This window comes from Enterovibrio calviensis DSM 14347 (assembly GCF_000621165.1).
Classification (GTDB): domain Bacteria; phylum Pseudomonadota; class Gammaproteobacteria; order Enterobacterales; family Vibrionaceae; genus Enterovibrio; species Enterovibrio calviensis.
Map to the genome: position 1 here is coordinate 375,807 of NZ_KK211217.1, position 22,130 is coordinate 397,936.

The 22,130-nt window shown below is 46.6% G+C and carries 22 protein-coding genes and 1 riboswitch; of the genes, 13 read left to right on the forward strand and 9 right to left on the reverse strand.

Features of this window, described 5'->3' with window-relative positions; all coding sequences use genetic code 11:
- Positions 1 to 74 precede the first annotated feature (74 nt).
- Positions 75 to 509, reverse strand: a complete 435-nt coding sequence (locus Q365_RS0119890) for an HIT domain-containing protein (protein WP_028024995.1) — start codon at positions 507 to 509, stop codon at positions 75 to 77.
- 391 nt (positions 510 to 900) lie between these two features.
- Here Q365_RS0119890 and Q365_RS0119895 point away from each other — a divergent pair, with 391 nt between their 5' ends.
- Positions 901 to 1,500 (forward strand): DUF924 family protein, encoded by a 600-nt coding sequence (locus Q365_RS0119895; protein WP_028024996.1) that lies wholly within the window; start codon positions 901 to 903, stop codon positions 1,498 to 1,500.
- 137 nt (positions 1,501 to 1,637) lie between these two features.
- On the opposite strand, the gene Q365_RS0119900 is transcribed toward Q365_RS0119895, so the two are convergent.
- Together Q365_RS0119900 and argS are read right to left on the reverse strand one after the other, a co-directional pair.
- Complete coding sequence (locus tag Q365_RS0119900; protein ID WP_028024997.1) at positions 1,638 to 2,660, reverse strand: GGDEF domain-containing protein; 1,023 nt, start codon at positions 2,658 to 2,660, stop codon at positions 1,638 to 1,640.
- 133 nt (positions 2,661 to 2,793) lie between these two features.
- Positions 2,794 to 4,524, reverse strand: coding sequence for an arginine--tRNA ligase (gene argS, locus Q365_RS0119905; protein ID WP_028024998.1), 1,731 nt, complete (start codon positions 4,522 to 4,524; stop codon positions 2,794 to 2,796).
- Positions 4,525 to 4,903: 379 nt separating this feature from the next.
- Between argS and Q365_RS0119910 the strand changes: the two genes are divergently transcribed.
- From Q365_RS0119910 to Q365_RS0119920, 3 genes are all read left to right on the forward strand, one after another.
- Positions 4,904 to 5,485, forward strand: coding sequence for a VOC family protein (locus tag Q365_RS0119910; RefSeq protein WP_028024999.1), 582 nt, complete (start codon positions 4,904 to 4,906; stop codon positions 5,483 to 5,485).
- A 148-nt stretch (positions 5,486 to 5,633) separates the two neighbouring features.
- Entirely contained in the window at positions 5,634 to 6,785 is a 1,152-nt protein-coding gene (locus tag Q365_RS0119915) for a hypothetical protein (protein WP_028025000.1), read from the forward strand.
- Positions 6,786 to 6,964: 179 nt separating this feature from the next.
- Positions 6,965 to 7,504 carry a hypothetical protein gene (locus Q365_RS0119920; RefSeq protein ID WP_245621581.1) on the forward strand — a complete coding sequence of 180 codons (540 nt, stop codon included), beginning with the start codon at positions 6,965 to 6,967 and terminating at the stop codon, positions 7,502 to 7,504.
- A gap of 89 nt (positions 7,505 to 7,593) precedes the next feature.
- Here Q365_RS0119920 and purU read toward each other — a convergent pair whose 3' ends face one another.
- The gene (gene purU, locus Q365_RS0119925) at positions 7,594 to 8,430 is read right to left on the reverse strand and encodes a formyltetrahydrofolate deformylase (RefSeq protein WP_028025002.1); all 837 of its coding nucleotides are present in this window, start codon (positions 8,428 to 8,430) and stop codon (positions 7,594 to 7,596) included.
- Positions 8,431 to 8,657: 227 nt separating this feature from the next.
- On the opposite strand from purU, the gene Q365_RS0119930 reads away from it, so the two are divergent.
- The 6 genes from Q365_RS0119930 (at position 8,658) to rnd (ending at position 15,885) form a co-directional block, all read left to right on the forward strand.
- Positions 8,658 to 10,598, forward strand: a complete 1,941-nt coding sequence (locus tag Q365_RS0119930) for an ATP-dependent DNA helicase (RefSeq protein ID WP_028025003.1) — start codon at positions 8,658 to 8,660, stop codon at positions 10,596 to 10,598.
- A 177-nt stretch (positions 10,599 to 10,775) separates the two neighbouring features.
- On the forward strand, positions 10,776 to 11,471 hold the full coding sequence (tsaB, locus tag Q365_RS0119935) for a tRNA (adenosine(37)-N6)-threonylcarbamoyltransferase complex dimerization subunit type 1 TsaB (RefSeq protein WP_028025004.1): 696 nt from the start codon (positions 10,776 to 10,778) through the stop codon (positions 11,469 to 11,471).
- A gap of 50 nt (positions 11,472 to 11,521) precedes the next feature.
- Entirely contained in the window at positions 11,522 to 11,812 is a 291-nt protein-coding gene (locus tag Q365_RS0119940; protein WP_028025005.1) for a hypothetical protein, read from the forward strand.
- A gap of 107 nt (positions 11,813 to 11,919) precedes the next feature.
- The gene (locus Q365_RS0119945) at positions 11,920 to 12,798 is read left to right on the forward strand and encodes an alpha/beta fold hydrolase (RefSeq protein WP_028025006.1); all 879 of its coding nucleotides are present in this window, start codon (positions 11,920 to 11,922) and stop codon (positions 12,796 to 12,798) included.
- A 95-nt stretch (positions 12,799 to 12,893) separates the two neighbouring features.
- Positions 12,894 to 14,579 (forward strand): long-chain-fatty-acid--CoA ligase FadD, encoded by a 1,686-nt coding sequence (gene fadD / locus Q365_RS0119950; protein WP_028025007.1) that lies wholly within the window; start codon positions 12,894 to 12,896, stop codon positions 14,577 to 14,579.
- Positions 14,580 to 14,760: 181 nt separating this feature from the next.
- Positions 14,761 to 15,885: a ribonuclease D gene (gene rnd, locus Q365_RS0119955; RefSeq protein WP_028025008.1), complete on the forward strand. Its 1,125-nt coding sequence runs from the start codon at positions 14,761 to 14,763 to the stop codon at positions 15,883 to 15,885.
- 52 nt (positions 15,886 to 15,937) lie between these two features.
- Here the strand turns inward: rnd and minE are convergent, their stop codons facing one another.
- The 4 genes from minE to Q365_RS26770 are packed head-to-tail and all read right to left on the reverse strand — an operon-like array spanning position 15,938 to position 17,899.
- A complete protein-coding gene (gene minE, locus Q365_RS0119960; RefSeq protein WP_028025009.1) occupies positions 15,938 to 16,201 on the reverse strand; it encodes a cell division topological specificity factor MinE in 264 nt (87 codons plus the stop codon).
- Between the two features lie 3 nt (positions 16,202 to 16,204).
- Positions 16,205 to 17,017: a septum site-determining protein MinD gene (minD, locus tag Q365_RS0119965; protein ID WP_028025010.1), complete on the reverse strand. Its 813-nt coding sequence runs from the start codon at positions 17,015 to 17,017 to the stop codon at positions 16,205 to 16,207.
- A 19-nt stretch (positions 17,018 to 17,036) separates the two neighbouring features.
- On the reverse strand, positions 17,037 to 17,699 hold the full coding sequence (minC, locus tag Q365_RS0119970) for a septum site-determining protein MinC (RefSeq protein ID WP_028025011.1): 663 nt from the start codon (positions 17,697 to 17,699) through the stop codon (positions 17,037 to 17,039).
- Positions 17,699 to 17,899, reverse strand: coding sequence for a hypothetical protein (locus Q365_RS26770; protein WP_155859028.1), 201 nt, complete (start codon positions 17,897 to 17,899; stop codon positions 17,699 to 17,701). The genes minC and Q365_RS26770 overlap by 1 nt, the downstream gene beginning before the upstream one ends.
- Positions 17,900 to 18,012: 113 nt before the next feature.
- Here Q365_RS26770 and Q365_RS0119980 point away from each other — a divergent pair, with 113 nt between their 5' ends.
- Together Q365_RS0119980 and Q365_RS0119985 are read left to right on the forward strand one after the other, a co-directional pair.
- Positions 18,013 to 18,288, forward strand: coding sequence for a YcgL domain-containing protein (locus Q365_RS0119980; RefSeq protein ID WP_028025013.1), 276 nt, complete (start codon positions 18,013 to 18,015; stop codon positions 18,286 to 18,288).
- Between the two features lie 20 nt (positions 18,289 to 18,308).
- Positions 18,309 to 19,286 carry a lytic murein transglycosylase gene (locus tag Q365_RS0119985; protein ID WP_028025014.1) on the forward strand — a complete coding sequence of 326 codons (978 nt, stop codon included), beginning with the start codon at positions 18,309 to 18,311 and terminating at the stop codon, positions 19,284 to 19,286.
- Between the two features lie 239 nt (positions 19,287 to 19,525).
- On the opposite strand, the gene Q365_RS0119990 is transcribed toward Q365_RS0119985, so the two are convergent.
- A complete protein-coding gene (locus Q365_RS0119990; RefSeq protein ID WP_028025015.1) occupies positions 19,526 to 19,924 on the reverse strand; it encodes an H-NS family histone-like protein in 399 nt (132 codons plus the stop codon).
- 340 nt (positions 19,925 to 20,264) lie between these two features.
- Positions 20,265 to 20,444: riboswitch (Lysine riboswitch) on the forward strand.
- An 86-nt stretch (positions 20,445 to 20,530) separates the two neighbouring features.
- On the opposite strand from Q365_RS0119990, the gene Q365_RS0119995 reads away from it, so the two are divergent.
- Positions 20,531 to 22,111 carry a Na+/H+ antiporter NhaC family protein gene (locus tag Q365_RS0119995; RefSeq protein ID WP_028025016.1) on the forward strand — a complete coding sequence of 527 codons (1,581 nt, stop codon included), beginning with the start codon at positions 20,531 to 20,533 and terminating at the stop codon, positions 22,109 to 22,111.
- Positions 22,112 to 22,130 lie beyond the last annotated feature (19 nt).

Sequence of the window (22,130 nt, forward strand, 5' to 3'; positions counted from 1 at the left end):
GCTTTTTGTTTTTCTGATTGTCGACAAATGGTTTAGCAACATGTTTTCATGCCAGATTGTCTTAAGAAACAGTCTTATGACGTCGCCGCTGAAAACCCATCAATGTCGCTAAGGTGTGCTTTCCACATTTCAACAACCGCGGCTTGGCTTTCATCGTTTCGGGTGATTCCTTGGGTGTTACCCCAAATGGGAGCAGGCCATGCAGCATCATCCTGAAAACGAGCAATATGGTGTATATGGAGTTGAGGCACCATATTTCCTAATGCACCCATGTTTAGCTTATCAGCGTTGGTGTGGAATTCGAGTTTCGCAGCCAATTGCGATGATTCACGCATGAACTGCTGCTGATCATTATCACTAAGATGGTGTAGTTCGGTGACGCCATCAACCTTGGGAACTAAAATTATCCAAGGACCTATGTTTTCTTTGCTTATCAAAATACGGCATAGCGGGAAATCACCCAGCCAAGTTGTATCTGCCTCTAAACGGGGATGAAGCTCAAACGCCATTATATTTTCTCTTCTTTTTCAAACTCACTCAAAATTACTGTCAATTCTGATAAATGTAAACCAATGACAGAGATAAAACTCTGTGATGATGGCGTGGAAAGAAATTGCGCAATTGTCATAGAAAAATCACAAAACCTAAGTATTAACTGTGAATAAGACACTCTTTTTTCTAATTCGCATTAGGCTAAAAGGAGAGGATGTATACCCAAATAACCTGAAGATGCAGGATTCAGCGAGCTTGACTGACGTTATGATCAAGGCGTCCCTTTGTCGATGTAGTGAGCGCCATCAAAAAGGGGCAACACCGAGCATCGCCTCTGAAATCGAGCATCTTCAGGTTGCTTGGGTATATTGGGCAAAAGGGCGTAAAGCTAACATCGCAGGAGCAAGCATGGATTACATAGAAGTGCTGGATTTTTGGTTTGATGACGCAGAGGCGCCACAAACCAATGACACTATCAAGGCGATGTGGCTACATGGGGACGAGGCGTCAGATAACCTTATTCGTGAACGTTTTTTACCGTACGTGAGCATGGCAGGAGAGGGTAAGCTTTCTCAGTGGCTTGATTCACCACTTGGCGCGCTGGCGCATATTATTTTATTGGACCAGTTCAGTCGACGAGTGTACCGAGGACTCAGTGCGGCTTTTCGTTATGATGAATTCGCCCTTGCGCTGTGTAAGCGCGGGTTAGCGATGGGACAGGATCAGAATTTATTGCCCATTCAAAGGGTGTTTTTTTACACCCCGTTACAGCATTCCGAACACGCGGAAGATCAAGAAGAAGCGCTGTTTAGGTTTAGCCAGTTGTGTCAGTCAGCGGCGTCGTTTGAAGCAGGTTTGTTTGAGAATTTTTATCGGCAGGCACGAAACCACTACGAAATCATTCAGCGGTTTGGACGCTTTCCCCAGCGAAATGCGTCGTTAGGTCGCTTATCGACTGAGAAAGAAATGCAGTGGCTTGCTAACGGGGGGGCAAAATTGGGGCCTTAAAGTCATATAGCACAATGGCAGATGCGTCTATATTAGATAAGGCTACAGTCATCTCTGATCAATAAGGGGGTATATCAAACAACCTCAACGAACAGAAAGATCTGACATCAGGTAAAGGTTGTTTGTTTCAGGCTTGTTTATCGAACCATCGGCATTACTCGGTTTCGGCCACGATGTTTTGCGTCATACAACGCTTCGTCGGCCCTGGCGATGAATTGAGAACCTTCCTCCCCAATTGAACGTTCAGCAATACCAAAAGAGGCAGTAATTGAGTTGATTTTTTGCCCTGAGCGTTTGTCGGTGACAGAGAGGCGCTCTAGCGACTTTCTGACTTTTTCTGCAATTTGAAATGCGCCTCTCAGAGACATCTTTGGCAGCAGTACCGAAAACTCTTCGCCGCCGTATCGATATAGCATTCCGTTATCTTCAACGCTTTTTTCAATTCTCTGTGCGACGATCTTCAGGACTTGGTCACCCATTTGATGGCCAAATTCATCGTTAAAGGCTTTAAAGTGGTCAATGTCGACCATCACTAAACACAGTTCGCTTTTCTCTAGCAAAAAAACATTGAGTTGTTTATCAAATGCTCGGCGGTTTAGTGTGCCAGTCAGCGCATCGTGTGTGGCTTGTTTTTCATATTCCTGCAACTGGGATTTTAGGGAATCGATTTCTGTTTTTTGTGTCGTCACCTGCAGTTGGTATTGCGTTGTTGCTTCCAGTAAGTGGCGTGACCCTTTAAGCAGATCTTGCAACACGACTTGGCCTTCGCCACTAATGTCAGCGTGGCTTTCGACATCTTCCAATCGGTTGACCGATGAATTAAGGATGGTTTGAAATGCCTGTGTATCTGACACTGTGGTATCGATCGATTGACCCATGTCGGCCACTAAACTTTCCAGTTTTTTACGGAAATTATCGACTTCTCGTTTGGCGTCATCGAGCAGGTAAGACTCAATCAATGAGTCGCACTGTGCAGGTGAACAGCTGCCAAATCGCTTAACCGTGTCATCAACGGCGTCGTTAAGTTGTTGGTGGGTACCGGCGCAGTAGGTATACCACAAAGAAAAGTAGTGTGGTGTGGTAGGAACTTTGTACTTCACCATTAAAGGCACGGCACGCTTGAATATTTTAGTCGCTTGAAAAAAAGCGTAATCGCTCATACACCATTCCTTAGTGCTACATGTGTCAACAATGATACAAGAAACAGATGTCGATTGTTGTTAAGAGCAAAAAAAACCCCATTCAAAAATGAATGAGGTTCAGATTTTTTAATGCAAACTCAGTGCGTATTGATTACATACGTTCCAGCGTGTTGATACCTAGAAGGCTGAGTCCTTGCTTGATGGTTTTGGCTGTCAGCGCAGCAAGTTTCAAGCGGCTTTGTTTTGTTTCACCTTCGGCATTAAGCACTGGGCAAGCTTCATAGAAGCTAGAGAAAGTACCAGCAAGTTCAAAGAGGTAGCTACACATGATGTGCGGCTGACCTTCGCGTGCAACGGATTGAACGGCTTCTTCAAATTGCAGCAGTTTAGACACCAATGCTTTTTCTTTTTCATCAGCGATAATGATGTTGCCTTCAACAGCGTTTGCGTCAATACCCGCTTTAGCGAAGATAGAAGCCACACGTGTGTAAGCATATTGCATGTAAGGCGCAGTGTTACCTTCAAACGCCAGCATGTTATCCCAATCAAAGATGTAATCTGTGGTGCGGTGCTTAGAAAGATCAGAGTACTTAACGGCTGCCATGGCAACGGTTTCAGCGATGTTTGCTTTTTCTTCAGCAGACATGTCTGGATTTTTCTCTTCAATCAGTTTCTTCGCACGCACTTCAGCTTCGTCTAACAGATCGGCCAGACGTACGGTACCGCCCGCACGGGTCTTAAATGGACGGCCATCTTTACCCAACATCATGCCAAATGCATGGTGCTCTAGGCTCATTGATTCTGGGATGTAACCTGCTTTACGAACGATAGTCCATGCTTGCATCAGGTGCTGATGCTGGCGGGAGTCAATGAAGTACAGCACACGGTCGGCATTGAAGGTTTCGTGACGGTATTTGGCACACGCGATATCGGTGGTGGTGTACAAGAAACCACCATCACGTTTTTGGATGATTACACCCATAGGCTCACCGTCTTTATTCTTGTATTCATTAAGGAATACAACGGTTGCACCATCGCTTTCTTCAGCCAAGCCTTTTTCTTTTAGGTCAGCCACAATACCTGCAAGCATGCTGTTGTACATGCTTTCACCCATCACGTCTTTGTTCGTCAAAGATACGTTTAGGCGGTCGTAATTGCGTTGGTTTTGCTCAAGGGTGATTTTAACCAGTGTCTGCCATTTCGCTTTGCAGTACTCATCACCACTTTGAAGGCGAACCACATAGTTACGTGCCGTTTTGGCAAACTCTTCATCTTCGTCGTACAGTTTCTTCGACTCACGGTAGAAGCCTTCGATGTCGCTAAGATCCATCGAAATATTGCCACCTGCTGCTTCATGACGCTCAAGGTTGGCAATCAACATACCAAACTGTGTGCCCCAATCACCAAGGTGGTTTGCGCGAATAACGTTATGACCCAAGAACTCAAGGGTGCGAACGACAGCATCACCGATAATGGTTGAACGAAGGTGACCAACGTGCATCTCTTTCGCTACGTTAGGCGCAGAGTAATCAACAACGATATTTTGTTTCTGATCTTCAGCAACGCCCAAACGGCTGTCAGCCAGTGCAAGGTCAGCTTGCTGGCCTAACCACTCAGGGCTAAGGAAAATATTGATAAAGCCAGGGCCAGCAATCTCGGTTTTCGATGCAATGCCTTCAAGGTCTAATACATCCAATACTTTTTGCGCGAAGTCACGAGGGTTACCACCGAGTTTCTTTGCTACGCCCATGATGCCATTGGCTTGGTAGTCACCAAATTGTGCTTTTGCCGATTGACGTACTGCAGCTGGGCTGCCTTCTGGTGCACCGGCTGCGACCATAGCTGCCGATACTTTTTCATTAAGAAGGGCTTGAATATTCACGTGTTTACCTTAATTTTGATACCCGATTGACTCTGCATGACCCTAAGTCACGACGCGGGGCTTACTGGCGATGGTACTAAAGCAAAAATCCGTCAACGATACCCAATGAAAAAGGCTCATTGCAGGGCATGGTTGACGGCTTTAATACCGCGCGTTCAGCACCAAAAACGGGTGCAGATTGATAGGCGTAATAATACCCACAAATAGATGTAGTTTGAAACCCATATCCGGTGAAATACCGTGATTTCATTGTCGCTGAGTCGTGTTCATTTTCTTGCAGTGTATTTCTGGAGAAATTTCACTCATTCGATACGCGATGGTAATCCCTAACCGTGAGTGGGATACTTGGCGCGATTTTTTGACTAACAAAGAGATTTCCATGTCAGCATTAACCGTTGATCACCTCCTATCGTCACTTGACCCTTTTAGCCATCGTATTCAGGCGTTGCTGGAGACACTGAGCATTGACCTAACGCCTTATCAAGCTGACCATATCGCGCTTCGCGTTAACGATCTCAATCTGGCTAAGCAGTTGCATGAGGCATGGTTGAACCATGGGGATGAGATTTCAGTGAACACGATCAATGGTCGCCCGATTGTGGTGATTAAAACGCGCGATGCGTTGTCATTTGGAGCGTGGAGTACGCACTGTGTTGAGCTGCCGTATCCCAGTGAGAAAACGTATCCTGAACAAGGATGGGAGCATGCGGAGTGGGTGATTCCGTCCAGCGCGACTACGCCAGAAGCATTGCTAGAGGATGTGTTCTCTTTGTTTCCTAACCTGCAAGCTAATTGGAATGAATTGGAAGAGAAAGGCGTTAAGGTGAAACTGAGTTCGCCTTCTGGGGAAGGGGAGCGCTTAGCGAATCCTACGGTGGCATTTAAGGCAAACGGGGTTTGTGTGAAACTACACCCAGTTTCGTTAGAGCAAGTTATCGAAAGCGAAAACTCCCCGTCATAACGCGGTTATGTCCGTTTCTTTTGGAGCTAATTTCGCCTGCTTATAGTGCCAAATTAGCTCTGCTTATCATCCTAATAAGCACTGGCAATTAGAGCATATTCATCGAGTTCGTTACCTTAGTCCTGTACTCAATTTACAGGTGATGATTATGAAGAAAACGCTATTGGCCCTCATTCTTGGATCAACTTTTGTCGTAGCAGGATGCTCTTCATCAAACCATGGTAGCAACGATCATGTTGTTGACCGCCCCGAACCGACAGACCCAAGTTTTGGAATTGATCCACCCACAGTCGATCGCCCTGAGCCTACTGATCCCAATTTTGGTATTCCCGCTAGCCCGACGATTCCCGATATCGATGATTCTGAAAAGCAAAGACCTGACCTTGATACGTCTCCTGAGTGGGGATTAGATATTGGAGACACCCCTGACTGGGGCGGTGTGATTGGCGATATTCATGTCGACAATGATGGACTTGTTCGCTTCGAAGGCAATGAGTATCAAGTAGTTGGTTACGATGATATGACCAAAGAATTTGCTCTCGTCGATAAAGATGGAGAAGCGGTCGCAGCGAGAATCATGGGCGATGGCACCATCGGTGTGATTTATAAGCAGCAGGCGTATTCATTCAACATTACCCGTTTTGCTTTCACGCCAGACTATGACTTTGGCGTTGATACCAACCTCGACTATGTCGCCAAAGACGATATTACCGCGGTGCTTAACCTGCAAAAAGAAATCATCAAAGCGTACAACCAAGATGACCTGATTGGTCAGTATCTTAAATACGGCTCCGGTGTTCATTACGACCAAGATAAGATGGAGCAGGCCGCGTTTACCGTGGTGGCTTTCTACTTAACGACAGATAGCGACCTTGATCTTCAGCACAAGCTTGGTGCGTTGGCATTTTCTTTCAATGGTAACGTCTCAATCGCCCATTCCCTTGTGGTTGATGCGCTAAAGCACATTGATAAAAACGTGGCTGATTCAGACAAACAGACCGTGCTTCGCAGTATCAATGATTACCTAGGCACAGAACATGACAGCATTGAGAGTGTTTACGAGGGTGTTTATCGTCACGGGCAAGATATGCTTTCTGGCCTTGGAGTGTCAGGGAACGAAGGTAACCGCTACACCATCGCATTGATCCGCAATATACAGCGCCATGGCTGGGACAATGTGAAGGGTAAGATTGAAGACCACATTAAAAACAACCCGCAACCGATGCAAATCAATGCGCCTGCTCGAAACATCGACCGCGACAGAGTGCGCAGCGAAATTCGCAACCGTATTAGCCAGTAAGGCCCTTTAGGCTCCGTTTGCGCGGAGCCATTTTTTCTTTCTTCAAACCTGCCACGAGACGAATTCACAACACTATGATAAAAAAAATTCTACTTTCGATCTTGATGCTTTCACCTGCGTTGGCCTCGGCCAATATGAATGTGAGCTATTCAGACAAGATTCTAGAGTTAGGATACTCGGTGGATATCAAGGATGATTCGTATCTGTATTTAGGCGCTGACTCAACCAATTGGTTTGCCGTTGGTTATGGTCAATCCCACATGTTTGATAACTATGTTCGACTGTCGGGTTACTACGAGTACTCCCAATGGGATAACGTGTTACTGGGTGAATTTGGTGTGCGAACAAACAGCCATCTTATTGATCTTTCTTTGACTAAGTTTTTCCCAAAATCGTCGATCAAATTTGGTGGAAAGTATGAACTCATTGATGACAGTGGTTGGGAGTTTGAAGCAGGAGATAAACAAGCGCTTTACACAGGCTACAGTCGATACTTTGAAAATTGGTATGCCTCAGCAACCTATACGCATTCATTGAGACAATACGAAGATGAATTGTGGGGCGACAGTGACAGTGACTATAGAAGTAATGAGCTGGAGTTTACCCTTGGGTGGAACAAGGTATGGAAAATCTCGCCTTATATCAAAGGAACTGCTTTTCGAATGTATGGCGACAATACCGGCTACAGTTGGTCGGTGGGTGGCAGTATGTCCTTCTAGCAGTATTTCCTTCTAAGGGACGCGACCTGCAACGCATAAAAAAATAGGCCGATACAATCGGCCTATTTTCGTTTATATCGAGGTGATAATTACAAAATTACAGTCTTGTTGCCGTATACGAAGACTTTGTCTTCAAGCACTAAACTGAGTGCGTTGCTCAATACTGTCTTCTCGACATCACGCCCAGCTTTCACCATGTCTTCAGCGCTAAACGTATGGTCAACATGCTTGATGTTTTGGTCGATGATTGGACCTTCATCAAGGTCGTTCGTCACGAAGTGCGCCGTTGCACCAGTAATTTTCACACCGCGTTGGTATGCCTGATGGTAAGGGCGAGCACCAATGAACGCAGGCAAGAAGCTGTGGTGAATGTTGATGATTTGACGCGGGAAGCGTGCAACAAAGTTTGGCGTTAACACGCGCATAAACTTGGCCAGCACAATGTAATCTGGCGAATAGGAATCGATAATCTCGACGACCTGATTTTCGTGCGCTTCGCGTTCGACGTTTTCGTGGCTGACAAAGTGGAACGGAATATCAAATTTCTCCGTCAATGCCCCAAGCGTATTGTGGTTACCAATGACAGCAGCAATATCGACATCCAAAGAGCCATCATAGGCTTTCATCAAAATGTCGCCCAAGCAGTGAGATTCTTTGGTGACCAGAATCACCACGCGCTTACGGCGTTTTGCGTCAACAAGGCTTCGATGACTGCCTGGTGGCAGAGCCTGATCGATATCCATCAAGAAGGTTTCATCATTAAAGATGCCTTCAAGCTCTGTGCGCATGAAAAACTGCCCAGTGCTGTGATCAACGTATTCGTTGTTATGGATAATGTTGAGTTGATGCTTGTAACAAATGTTGGTGATTTTGGCGATAAGGCCTTGCGCGTCAGGACAATCCGTCAGCAGAGTCTTTCTTTCCATAGAAGCATGAATCTCGCGAAGTCAAAAGGGGTGCTGTGAAGCAATTACGTATTCCATTTGTTTTACTCTGAATTTTCCAATAGGTCAAAAATTCAGAGCGGATGGAGAGATTCCCCTCGTTTTTCCAACTTTATACTCTCACTCCTGCACCTTTCCCATGAGATGCATGGCAGGTCGATGGGTTTGTTGGCATAATGCAGATCTTTATAACACTGTATATATGACCAATGATTTCGAAGGTTTTCTCCACAACAGGTGCGCTCGCTAAAGCCATTAAAGGCTTTCAACCACGTCAACCGCAAACGGACATGGCGATGGCTGTCGAGCGTGCGATCAAAGACAGCTCCCAGCTGGTGGTAGAAGCAGGAACGGGAACGGGTAAAACCTATGCCTATCTTGCGCCTGCGCTGCTGAGTGGCAAGAAAACCATTGTCAGTACAGGGTCGAAAAACCTTCAAGAACAGCTCTTTCATCGCGATCTCCCATTGATGATGAACACCTTGGGATTTACGGGGCGTGTGGCGCTGCTTAAAGGGCGCTCCAACTATTTGTGCCCTGAGCGATTGGGGCATCAAGTGGTTGAAAGTCATGACGGACAGGCCGATCCCACGTTACTCACCCAGCTGATTAAAGTTCGAAGTTGGTCGTCTGAGACTAAAACGGGGGATTTAGGTGAATGTGATGACTTGGCGGAAGATAGCCCAATCATTCCTACCATTACGTCAACAAACGACAATTGCCTCGGCAAAGAGTGCCCAAGCTACAAAGAGTGTTTTGTCGTAAAAGCCCGTAAAAAGGCGATGGATGCTGACCTTGTCGTGGTGAACCATCATCTTTTCTTGGCGGATTTAGCGATTAAAGAAACCGGATTCGGTGAGCTAATTCCCGAAGCAGAAGTCTTCATTTTTGATGAAGCCCACCAAATCCCTGATATTGCAAGCCAATACTTTGGTCAAAGCTTGTCTAGCCGCCAAATCCAAGAACTTGCCAAAGACATCCATATTGCGTATCGCACAGAATTACGCGATACCAAACAGCTCGATAAAGTCGCTGATCGTCTGTCCCATTCCGCATCGGATTTGCGCATTGTGCTGGGAGAACCGGGCTTTCGTGGCAATTGGCGAGAAATTAGTTCATCGCCAGCGGTCGCACGTGAATTGCTGAGATTGTCAGATGCACTCACTCTTGCGTATGACGTGATCAAATTATCGCTTGGGCGAAGCCAATTGCTGGATGCAGCGTTTGAGCGAACTACGTTATTAAAATCACGGTTGGAGCGACTCAGTGATACCTCAATTCCAGGATACTCTTATTGGTACGAGTGCAGCCGTCACCACTTTAGTTTGAATATCACGCCGCTTTCCGTGGCGGAAAAATTCCGTGAACAAATTCAGATGCAACAGGGGGCGTGGATCTTCACGTCAGCAACGTTGGCGGTCAACGACGATTTTAGCCATTTCAGCAACCGTCTAGGTTTAGAGCCGGCAGAGCAATTTACCTTGCCCAGCCCGTTTGATTATGAAACCCAAGCAATTTTGTGTGTGCCTCGGTTCTTACCCGAGCCTAACAGTTATGGCTTGGCCGATAAGCTGGTGGACATGCTTGCGCCCGTGATAGAGCAAAATAACGGCCGCTGTTTCTTCCTTTGCACGTCTCACCAAATGGTGCGTGATTTGTCGGAAGGGTTTCGCGAGCGTTTTGATTTGCCCGTGCTCGTGCAGGGGGAAATGTCTAAGCAAAAACTACTGGCCGAGTTTATCGAACTTGGAAATGCATTGTTGGTGGCAACTGGCGCTTTCTGGGAAGGGATTGACGTTAGAGGCCAAGCCCTGAGCTGTGTTATTATTGACAAATTACCTTTTACATCGCCCGATGACCCTTTGCTGAAAGCGCGAATTGAAGATTGTCGCTTGCAAGGCGGAGACCCGTTTTCTCAGGTGCAAATCCCTGATGCGGTGATCACCTTGAAGCAGGGAGTAGGCCGACTCATTCGAGATGGCAGCGATCATGGTGCGCTGATTATCTGTGACAACCGTTTGGTGAGCAGACAATACGGTGAGACATTTTTGCGTAGCCTACCGCCTATCCCAAGAACGCGGGATTTGGCGAAGGTGAGCGAGTTTCTCTTGGCTATTGATGCTAGCGAGACTGACTCTGGCGACGAATGACATTAGCAAGTATCTGTAGCAAGCTTCTTTCGCACGTGGCTTTAGCTAGTATCTTTAACTAGTAACTTTGACTAGTGATTTTAGCTAGCGTCATCGTCCCCGTGCGGGGTATAGATGATAGAAAAATTAATAAATAACTACGATGTTGCTGATATTGCAGCGACACCCGAGGCGTAAATGACTTCTAAAATTCTTGCCGTCGATACGGCAACCGAAAACTGCTCTGTGGCACTGAAAATAGGTGATGAAACTATCGCTCGCTGCGAAATCGCGCCGCGTGAACATACCACCAAAATTTTGCCTATGGTCGATAGTGTGCTGGCAGAAGCAGGCATAACGCTGAGCCAGTTAGATGCGTTAGCGTTTGGTCGTGGACCAGGAAGCTTTACTGGTGTGCGCATTGGTATTGGTATTGCGCAAGGTCTAGCGTTTGGCGCAAACCTTCCTATGGTCGGTGTTTCAACACTTGCTGCGATGGCACAGCAGGCGTACCGCCGTCACCAAGCTGACCATGTGCTCGCTACCATTGATGCGCGCATGAATGAAATTTATGCGGGCGGTTATCAACGTTTGGATAACGGTGATTGGGCAACCGTTGTTGAAGAAGCGGTGCTACCACCGACACTGTTCAATCCGCAACTTGTAGAAACATCTTGGTTTACCGCAGGAACGGGTTGGCAGGCCTACCCAGATTTGACAAGCCAGCTACACTTAGAAACAACAGATAGCGGTGTTATGTATCCTGAAGCTGAAGACATGCTTATTCTTGCGTATCATGCGCTTGCACGTGGTGAGGCAGTGGATGCAGAACATGCAAGCCCTGTTTATCTGCGTGACACCGTAGCGTGGAAAAAGCTACCAGGTCGCGAATAGTTCCTGCATTTCGTTTGCAGCTAGGATAAAACGAGCCGAGAAGAGCAGCCATGGTTTCAATTCAAGGACTACCGCAACCGATTCAGCGCCCAGCTAATGCGGGGCGAAAAAAATCACAGAAGGCGCAAGCGGGTGCTGAGGTTACTCAGCCAACGGTTGTTGCCAAAGCGGTCAGTCAAGGCATTCGAAATCCAGAGCTCGCGCAAGACGCCCACCAACAGATCCACTATGATTTGCCCGACGGTCGCAGCCGACATGCGCTTCTCTCCTACATGGAGGTGAAGAATCAGGCTAGGCGTGAAGAAATCATGGCAATGTTTGGTGTGGACGTATTTGTATGAATACGGAACAGATTCAACTCCTCGTACCACTTAATTAACCTCGTCTGTGATAGGCTTCGCGCCCTCTGAAAGCAGAGCGAAGCCCATACAGCATTCAGCAGTGCATCATGGTATTAGAACAAAAACAATTTGCAGTGAGATTTGGTAATCTCGCCGCGCAGGTTTCTCTGTCTGAGAGTCAAAAGCCTATTTTGCTGATGCTTCATGGTTGGCAAGACAATAGCGGAAGTTTCGAACCTCTCGTGCCCCTGCTAACTGAACATGCTGACCTCGTGATGCCAGACTGGCCTGGACACGGTTTGTCTGACCATAAAGGTGCCGACAGTTTTTACCCTTTCTTCGATTACGTGGATGATTTGCACCAACTGATCTTACAGTTGGGTGATAGAGAGATCGTGCTCGTTGGTCATTCATTGGGTGGCTTGGTTGCGTCATGTTGGACTGCCGCGTTTCCTGAGCGAGCAAAGGGACTGGTGATGATAGAGGCGCTTGGCCCCATGTCCGAACGCGACGATAAGGTGGTTGATCGTCTTCGAAGTGGCGTTGAAAGTCGTCAAAAGATCAAAGCACCAAGAAGTTTGCCGTCATTGGATGCGGCGCTAAAGTTACGTCGTGGCATCAACAAAGTATCCATTGAAGATTTAACCCCTTTGGTGACTCGTGGATTACAGCAAGTGGGCGAAGAATGGCGTTGGAGACACGATGCCAAACTAAAGACGGAGTCGATATACCGTATGTCGACACACCACGCTGAACACCTCATCAAAGGCATACAATGTCCGGTTCTCGCGATTATTGGCGACGACGGATATCCAGAATTACGCAGCCCACTCGCGCAACAGCGTAAAGGGTGGTTCAGGGATTTGACCGTGGAAATGGTAAAAGGTACACACCACTGCCATCTTCAGAGTCAGGAGGAAACCGCTGCATTGATCATTGATTTTGTGACCAAGCTACATCTCACAATGCGTGATGATGTTAATTGATTGTTACTCGTGGTCTAATTGGGTGTTAAAACACTCGTTTGAATTTTTGCTTCTGACGTGGGCCAAGACCTGCGATATTAAATAGGAGAGATCAAGTGGATAAGGTTTGGCATACCCGCTACCCATCAGATGTACCAGCGGAAATCGCACCGAACATGTACCCATCACTGGTAGAAATGTTTGAAAAATCGGTTCAAAAATATGCCGATCAAACTGCCTTCATCAACATGGGTCAGGTGATGACGTTCCGTAAGTTGGAAGAGCGCAGTCGCGCATTTGCTGCTTACCTGCAAAACGATCTTGGTCTGAAAAAAGGCGACCGTGTCGCCGTGATGATGCCTAACTTGCTGCAGTACCCGATTGCGTTGTTTGGTATTTTGCGCGCCGGCTGTGTGGTGGTGAACGTGAATCCGCTATACACCCCACGCGAACTAGAACACCAATTGAATGATTCCGGCGCTGCCGCGATTGTTATCGTGTCGAATTTTGCTCATACGCTAGAAAAAGTGGTTGATAACACCAGCGTTCGTCACGTCATCCTCACTAGCTTGGGTGATCAGCTTCCTCGTGCGAAAGGTACAATCGTCAACTTCGTGGTGAAGTACATCAAGAAGATGGTACCGAAATACAGCCTGCCTCATGCAACTTCAATGCGCGTTGCTCTCAAGAAAGGGCGTCGCATGCAGTATGTGAAACCGTTCATGACGGGCGATGATGTCGCATTCCTGCAGTACACCGGCGGCACGACAGGTGTGGCAAAAGGCGCTGTACTGACCCACAAAAACATGCTGGCTAACGTTGACCAAGCCAAAGCCATGTATGCGCCAGTGCTTCAAGAAGGGCGTGAACTGGTTGTGACGGCACTGCCGCTTTACCACGTGTTTGCTTTGACGGTGAATGGCTTGCTGTTCATTGAAATGGGTGGTCAAAACCTGTTGATCACTAATCCACGTGATATTCCAGCGTTCATTAAAGAGCTTAAACAGCATCCGTTTACTGCTATTACCGGTGTGAACACCTTGTTCAATGCCTTGCTGAATAACGAAGATTTCCATGAGTTGGATTTCTCTAAACTCAGCCTCACCGTGGGCGGTGGTATGGCGGTTCAACGTGCCGTTGCTGAACAGTGGAAGAAACTGACAGGTAAGCATTTGTTGGAAGGCTATGGCCTCACCGAGTGCTCTCCACTGGTTGCCGCTTATCCGTATGATTTGAAAGACTACAATGGCTCAATTGGCTTGCCTGTGCCATCAACCGATGTTCGCATTGTTGATGATGAAGGTAACGTTGTTGCTAACGACCAAATCGGCGAGCTTCAAGTTAAAGGCCCTCAGGTGATGCAAGGTTACTGGCAGCGTCCTGAAGCGACTAAAGAAGTGTTGACTGATGATGGTTGGCTATCAACAGGTGACGTGGTGAAGTTTGACGAAGACGGCTTCTTGCATATCGTTGACCGTAAGAAAGACATGATTCTGGTGTCAGGCTTCAACGTATACCCGAACGAAATCGAAGACGTTGTCGCGCTGCATGGCAAAGTGCTGGAAGTGGCCGCGATTGGCCAGCCACATGAGACCTCAGGCGAAATCGTTAAGATTTGCGTGGTTAAGCGTGACCCAAGCCTTACCAAAGAAGAGTTGTTGGCGCATTGTCGTGAACATCTTACAGGCTACAAAGTCCCTAAGATTGTCGAATTCCGTGAAGAATTGCCGAAAACTAATGTTGGCAAAATCTTGCGTCGAGCCTTGCGTGAAGAGCAAGAGGCGAAACAAGCGGAAGCATAAACCCCTCGTGCGCTTTGGTGTTGAAGGGCGTACAATAAAGGGCATATGCCTTTGAAAACATGCTGGCTTATGCCAGCATGTTTGTTTCTGGCCTCATACCCACTCAAGCAGTATCTACTGGCTTGTGTATCGCCACGAATCGGTCAGGCTCTCGGGCGTCAAATTAAATACGGATGACAGTGTGAACTTTGAAATTGTAACTGAAGTATCTCAACTCGAACGAGTTTGTGAACAAGCTAGAAAGGTTCCAGCAGTAATGTTGGACACGGAGTTTGTTCGCACTCGAACCCTTTATCCAAGATTGGGGCTTATCCAACTTTATGATGGCGAAACCCTATCTCTGATCGACCCGATTGAACTTGATGACATGTCACCGCTGTGGGCGCTGCTTACGGATGAATCTGTCATCAAAGTGCTGCATGCATGCAGCGAAGATTTAGAAGTGTTCCACCACTATTCAGGTGTGATGCCAACGCCAATGGTCGACACGCAGATCATGGCGGCATTCTTAGGACATGGTCTGTCGACTGGCTTTGCTGCCTTGGTCGAAGAATACTTGGTGGTGACGCTAGATAAAGGTGAAGCGCGAACCGATTGGTGCGCCCGTCCATTGTCAGACAAGCAACTCGAGTATGCCGCGGCGGATGTGTTTTATCTTTGGCCTTTGTATCACCTACTTGCTGAACGTATTGAAGCGGAAGGTTGGCAAGACGCAGTCATCCAAGAGTGCGATTTGATGGTGAGTAAGCGTGGGAAAACGGTAGACGCCGAAAAAGCGTATCTGGATATCAAGAATGCATGGCAGCTTCGCCCTAAACAGCTCGCCGTGTTGAAAAAGCTCGCAAGCTGGCGTTTACAAGAAGCCCGTCGCCGTGACTTGGCGTTGAACTTTGTGGTGAAGGAGCTTCATCTTTGGAAGATGGCGCGCTTTGATATTCGCTCATTAGACAAAATGGCTGATGAGGGCTTTGATCGCTTTGAAATTGAGCGTCATGGTAGCCGAATGCTTCGCATGGTTTCAGATTTGGCGTCAATGCCAGAATCTGAATACCCAGAGCCTATCGTGCGTCTCGTCGATATGCCGGGCTATAAGCAGATAGTAAAAGACATCAAAGATCAAACTAACGCAGTTGCGGAAACGCTCGGTGTAGTACCTGAGTTTATTGGTTCGAAAAAGCAAATTCACCAAGTGCTAAAGTGGGCTTGGATCAATGAGAAAAATCCAGAGAAAATGCCTGATTTACTGTCAGGATGGCGTAAAGCCTATTTGGAAGAACGCGTGATGCCTTTGCTAAACAAAGCATAGTCGATTCACCAAAGCGTTAAAAAACCGGCGAAAGCCGGTTTTTTATTGGTGCTTATTTGTCTTCGTCAGGCAAAGTGACGTTGAGCTCTAGAACAGACAAATCGTCATCACGCTGCTCAAGAGCAACAGAGACTTGCTCCGGGGAGATATCAACGTACTTGCGGATAACATCAAGGATATCCTGCTTAAGCTGAGGCAAGTAAGTCGGTTCTGAACATCCGGCGTTGCGACGCTCGGCAACAATGATTTGCAAGCGTTCCTTCGCAACTGATGCAGATGCTTTCTTTTTCGGACGGAAAAATTCCAGCAGTGCCATGTTCTATCCTCCAAATAGTCGTTTTAGAAATCCTTTCTTCTCTTCTTCCAAGAAGCGGAATGGGCACTCGTTGCCGAGAAGGCGACTGATAGCGTCGGTATAAGCTTGTCCGGCATCGGATTCTTCGTCCAAAATGACAGGCTCGCCTTTGTTTGACGCATGCAAAACAGATTGGCTTTCTGGGATAACACTCAATAGAGGTATACGCAGGATCTCTTCCACGTCAGAGACACTCAACATCTCACCGCGGTTTACACGCATTGGGTTATAACGCGTCAGAAGGAGGTGAGTCTTAACAGGCTCTTCGCCATTTTCCGCTCGACGAGACTTAGAATCCAAAATGCCAAGAATACGGTCTGAATCGCGTACTGAAGAGACTTCTGGGTTCGTGGTGACGATGGCTTCATCTGCAAAGTATAACGCCATCAGTGCGCCTGCTTCGATGCCTGCTGGTGAGTCACAGATAATGAAATCGAAGTCCATGGCTTTCAGGTCGTCAAGAACACGGCCCACACCTTCTTTCGTCAAAGCATCTTTATCGCGCGTTTGAGAAGCGGGAAGAACGTAAAGGTTTTCCATGCGCTTATCTTTGATCATGGCTTGGTGAAGGTTTGCTTCGCCATTGATGACGTTGACAAAGTCATACACAACGCGGCGCTCGCAGCCCATGATAAGGTCAAGGTTACGCAGACCAATATCAAAGTCGATAACAGCTGTTTTCTTCCCAGCTTGAGCAAGGCCAGTTGCAATAGCAGCACTAGATGTGGTTTTGCCCACGCCGCCTTTGCCTGAAGTGATTACGATAATTCGAGTCATTCCTCAATCCTTTGGATAATTACAGTGTGAGGGGTTCAATATTTAATGAGTCTTCTTTGAGTGAGACTTTCACCGGTTGAGCGGAGTATTGCTCTGGGATGGATTCACTCAGCCAGTATGTTCCTGCAATAGACAACAATTCCGATTGCAAGTTCTGGCAGAAAATGTGGGCTTCTTTTTGACCGCTAGCGCCCGCTATTGCGCGTCCACGAAGTACGCCATAGATATGAATACTGCCATCTGCGATGATCTCTGCGCCAGCACTCACGTGGTTTAGCACGACTAAGTCCGCGTTTTTCGCATAAACCTGTTGGCCTGAGCGAATCGGCGTTGTGACGACTTTTGTTGGCGTTTGAATGGGATCATTAACGCGAGTCTGATTTGCAGGGTTCATTACCGCCAGTCCTGCGAGTTTTGCCGCTTCACGGTAGGTATTTTGTTTGCACCCTGTGACACCAACAACCAACATGCCAGTCTGTTCTATCGTGGCCTTTAGTACAGAGAAATCGGGCTGTCGATGTAGCCTTGAAATATCGACCACAACCGGTGCGCCGTCGAAGAATGCAGGTGCTTGATTCACCTTATCGGAAAGAACCTGCATTGCGCTATCTAAGTCGTCATCTAACAAATGAAGGACAGAAAGCGTAAATGAACTGCCTTTGAGCTCAGCGTTTTTGGGCATTAGATGTTGTCCTGATGGCAGTGATGTGCGCTGATTTTACGCGTATTAATGTGTCTCGCAACGGGAATGATGCCTCCAGCAATGTCATGATCGGGGAGAAATATCTCTGCAAAGAACAGATGGATACACTTTTCGGCTTCATCCCCAGAAATATGAGGGACACACGCATTATCAGACCGTGCCCAGCATGGTATATTCATGGATACTTTGCGGCAAGTGTGAACGCCGATTGTGGTGTTTTAATCGCCGAATTTATAACAAATTTCTAAGCGATTTCTCTTTATTGCGAAATCGCAACACTGTGAGGTGCAAGGTGTATTGCGCAATCTATAAAAGCAGCAAAAAAGAATCGACCTATCTTTATGTAAATCGTAAAGATGATTTAGGGGACGTACCTCAACAATTGTTACAAACTTTTGGGAACCCTCAGTTCGTTATGATGGTCAATTTAGACAAACGAGAGAAGCTTGCGATTGCTGATCTGTCTAAAGTGAAAGAGAGTTTGAAAAACGAAGGCTTCTACTTGCAGCTGCCACCGCCACCGGATGGGGCGCTGCGACATATTCAAACGAAAAATACCAAGCTATAACCAAGCTATAAAGGAGCGCTATGCGTAAAGGACTGATAGGGATCCTCATTGGGGCTGCGTTGTCTTTGTCAGCGCCAGTGATGGCAGAAAAACCCAGCTTTGATCATTATGTGGCGGGTCTAAAAGAAGAAGGCGCTGCGAAAGGAATAGATGCTCAGCTACTTGAGCAGGCTTTCGACGGTATTCGTTATCGAGAAAGGGCGGTGAAAGCCGACCGGAATCAGCCTGAGAAGCGACTCACGTTAGACGAATATATTCCACGCGCTGTGCCTGATTGGAAAGTAAAAAAAGCCCGTCGTTTATATGACGAGCATTATGATGATCTAAAACGCATTGGTGAAGAATATGGCGTACAGCCTCGTTTCCTTGTGGCGCTTTGGGGTGTTGAAAGTAATTTCGGAGCGTTAACCGGAAATTATAATGTCGTAGAAGCCTTGTCGACGTTAGCGTATGACGGACGACGTGAAGCTTTTTTCCGTAAAGAGGTTTTTGAAGCGCTGACTATTTTGCAAGAAGGGCATATTGCGCCCAATGACATGAAAGGGTCATGGGCGGGCGCAATGGGTCAATGTCAGTTTATGCCAAGTTCTTTCAATGCATTTGCCGCCGATGGCAACAATGACGGTAAAAAAGATATTTGGACTTCAAAACCTGATGTATTTGCGTCATCTGCTAATTATTTAAAAAACGCAGGTTGGGATGATGAATACACGTGGGGGCGTCAAGTAAAAGCCCCTGAAGGAATTGGCAAAGAAATGTCAGGTTTAGGTCAAGATAAAGCCAAAACTTTGGCAGAATGGCAAGCGATTGGCGTTCGCCGTATGAATAATGCAGCATTGCCTGATGTGGATATTAAAGCTTGGCTTATCCAGCCTGATGATGAATATGGACGCACTTACTTGGTCTATGGGAATTATCAAAGCTTGATGAAGTGGAACCGTTCACACTATTTCGCAATTGCGGTGAGTCATTTGGCTGACAGAATTAAGCTTGGCTAGGCTTTCTGGTTTACGAAGACTGGTACGAAACCCTGTATAAATTCAGGGTCTTTTTATTGGGAATCGAACAATAAAAATACTGATAGATACAAGGTGGTTACACTTTAACGGTTAAGTTGCATATTAACACTGCATGAAGCGATAAAGCGTAATGTGTTATCAAGAAAAAAGGGGCGTTAGCCCCTTTTTTCTTTCCTTCCGCGAAACCAGTTGGTTTCGTTGAGGGCAATAACGCTAGATTACAGCAGGAAATCTTCGATTTTCTTGCCGCTTTCCAGTGCTTCTTTAATTGTTTTTGGCGTACGACCTTGGCCAGTCCACGTTTTCTCTGAACCGTCTACATCGATGTACTTATATTTAGCTGGGCGAGCTGCACGCTTTGATTTTGGTTTAGCACCACCCAGTGTTGCTAGTAGCTCTTCAGGATCAATACCATCTTTGATCAGCATTTCACGGTATTTCTCAAGCTTCTCTAGACGCTCTTTTTCAGCTTCATGAGCTTCTGCTTCAGTTTCTTCGCGTTCAGCAACGACAGTTTGAAGTTTCTCAAGAGCTTCTTGCAATTGTTCTAGGGAAAGTTCACGTGCAACGGCACGAAGGCTACGTAGATTCAATAATACTTTCAGTGCGTCAGACATTATGCCTATCCTATTCTCTGTTTATAATAATTAGCTTCGAAGCTAAGAGTAGCAAGAATTATTAATTCTATGCAATATTTGTTTAATTAAAGACTGAATTATTAGATATCGAAATTTAAAAAAGTGCAAATTTAATTAAATTCCATCCCTCATTTGGTTCTAAAATCGTTTCACTGTCACTATATGTACAATAAACCTGTCATACGTGTTTGGGTTTGTGTGCGATCAGAGAGAAGAAAAGAAAAATTGTTTGTGAGTTGTAAATGCATTGGTGTTGATGTGTAAAATCATTGAGATGGATATTGCAATGTCTCTCATGTCACCTACAATACGCTGGCATTATGCACGTAGAGGTGCGTGATTTATCAGTAACACGTTTTAGGGTGATGCCTTTGAGAATGTGTGAAAGGAAATGACGCCGAAGTAAGGTTTGCTCATCAAGCTGCCTTGCTGGGGTTGTAATCGAAAGATACAACACTGCCATAGTATTGGGATTTAACTATGGAGCGCTACTGTAGGGTTTAAGAATGCGTATAACCATCATTCAATTTCAGTGGTTTCCGTTTCTGCAGTAGATCTCCAACCTCATAGGTTGATATAGAGATCATGAATTTAGTCGATTTTTCCGCGTCATCATTATCGGTATTGCCCGCGATTTTCGCATTGGGCCTCGCCATTGTTACTCGCCGTGTTTTGCTTTCATTGGGTTTAGGTATTGTGTCCGGCGCGTTGTTGCTGAACGATTTCTCACTGTCTGCATCCACTTCTTATCTTTCTTCATTGGCATTGAGCTTATTTGTTGATGATGGTGCCATTAACTTTGGCAAGATGAGTATCGTCGCGTTCCTTATTCTTGTCGGCATGATCACCGCACTGATTACTTTATCTGGCGGTACTCGCGCATTTGCTGAATGGGCACAGTCACGTGTTAAAAGTAAACGCGGTGCCAAGCTACTGGCTGCCTTTTTGGGTGTGTTTATCTTTATTGATGACTACTTCAACAGTTTGGCTGTTGGTGCAATCAGCCGTCCCGTGACCGATCGTTTCCACGTATCTCGCGCAAAACTCGCCTACATACTTGATTCAACGGCGGCACCAATGTGTGTGATCATGCCGGCTTCAAGCTGGGGCGCTTACATCATTACCGTAATTGGCGGCATTTTGGTCAGCCACGGCGTAACGGAATATAGCCCGCTGAGTGCGTTCGCACACATGATCCCAATGAACTTCTACGCAATCTTTGCATTGCTGATGGTCTTTGCTGTTGCTTGGTTCCAAATGGATGTTGGCCCAATGCGTCGCTTCGAATACCAAGCATCAACGGGCAGCCGTTTGGGTGATGAAGAATGTGGTGGCCCATCACTAGATGATGAGCTGGGCATTGAAGAAAGCAGCAAAGGCAGTGTGTCTGACCTTGTTGTTCCAATCGTTGTGCTGATCTTCGCGACGATTTCATTGATGATTTTCACCGGAGCACAAACACTGGAAGAAAGCGGCAAAGCCTTCTCTGTGCTGGGTGCATTTGAAAACACCGATGTAGGTGCATCACTGCTTTATGGTAGTGCTATGGGCTTGATCTCGGCGTTATTTACCGTGTTCAAACAACGCATGCCAATGCCTGAGATTGGTCGCACCATGTGGGTTGGTGCTAAGTCGATGTTTGGTGCAATCCTGATTCTTTTCTTTGCATGGACCATCGGTAGCGTTATTGGTGACATGGAAACAGGTAAATTCTTGTCCACCTTGATTCAAGGTAATTTGCCGCCTGAATTGCTACCTTTAATTCTGTTTGTGTTGTCAGCAGCAATGGCATTCTCAACCGGAACATCGTGGGGCACGTTTGGCATCATGCTGCCAATAGCGGGCGACTTGTCAGCAGCGACTGAAATTGCACTGATGCTACCTATGCTTTCAGCTGTGCTAGCAGGGGCGGTATTTGGTGACCACTGTTCACCTATTTCAGATACCACAATCTTGTCTGCAACGGGTGCGCGCTGTGGCCACATTGACCACGTATCAAGCCAGTTGCCTTATGCGTTAGCGGGCGCTGTGGTTGCGGCATTCTCTTACCTTGTATTGGGTTTCACAGATTCACTTACGTTATCTCTGGTAACGGGTTTCTTTGTGTTTACCGTGGTTTGTATGTTCCTCATGTGGTTGTCGCGACGTCCAGGTAAATTGGCTTAATGGAAGAAGCCTCCCTCGC